The organism is Acinetobacter sp. 1294596 (genome assembly GCF_000582925.1).
GTDB classification, from domain to species: Bacteria; Pseudomonadota; Gammaproteobacteria; order Pseudomonadales; family Moraxellaceae; genus Acinetobacter; species Acinetobacter radioresistens.
Genome location: NZ_JFCC01000112.1, coordinates 1 through 818 on the forward strand (window position 1 = coordinate 1; position 818 = coordinate 818).

Genomic DNA, 818 nt, shown 5'->3' on the forward strand with positions numbered 1-818 from the left:
AAATTTCGTATTTATATTTATAATATGCTCTGTTACTAAATTTAAAAAATAAGAATGTATTGGAGAATAATAATTTGATTATTTAAAATCTGTTCAAGTTCAGAATTTATAAAAATTTACCCATATTAATAACCGATTTTCTATTTTTTTGAAAGATAAGGTCTTAGATAAAACACCATGATCCTGTGCCAATTAGCTAAGGGGTAATTTTATAAAAACAACTTATTTGATGATCTGGTTGATTTTATTAAAGAAGCTGGTGAATTGCTACTAGAAAATCAGCTTTACCTTATTCATGAAGAACTTAAAATCTAATAAAATGAGTTTGCTGAAACCCTAGGAATAAAACAGCCATCGCTTTTAGGAATTAAAAATCGTGGGAATGATTTGAAAATTTCGACCAAGAAAAACTATATTGAAGCAGTGGGAGGAAAGCTACATATTGATGTAGAACTTCTAATAGGAAAATATATAAAATTCAATGTTTAACTGTATTAGTTCAGACTTGATCGTACATTCTTCTTGAAAAAGAGAAAGTTACCCGTTTTGATAAAGGTGTCGAAATCTTAATCAAACAAAGGTAACTTTCTTATGTTGCATACAAACAATCAAATCATTAAACACAAAGTAGGTCTGCTTAATTTAGCTGAAGAGCTTCAGAATGTATCCAGAGCATGCAAAGTGATGGGTGTTTCAAGAGATACATTTTATCGCTATCAGGAATTAGTGAAGTCTGGTGATATTGACGCACTGATTAATAAGTCCCGTCGAGTACCAAATTTAAAAAACCGTGTAGATGATGCTACTGAACAGGCTGT

Annotated in this window: 1 protein-coding gene and 1 pseudogene; both read left to right on the plus strand. The window is 30.2% G+C overall.

The genetic code is table 11. The features are described 5' to 3' along the window. Window positions 1–249: 249 nt before the first annotated feature. Window positions 250–489 (plus strand): annotated as a pseudogene (locus J502_RS16785) (helix-turn-helix domain-containing protein); the annotation flags it as partial. A 102-nt stretch (window positions 490–591) separates the two neighbouring features. Then, window positions 592–818 (plus strand): helix-turn-helix domain-containing protein (locus tag J502_RS16120; RefSeq protein WP_034685066.1); only part of this gene is annotated, 227 nt, incomplete at its 3' end.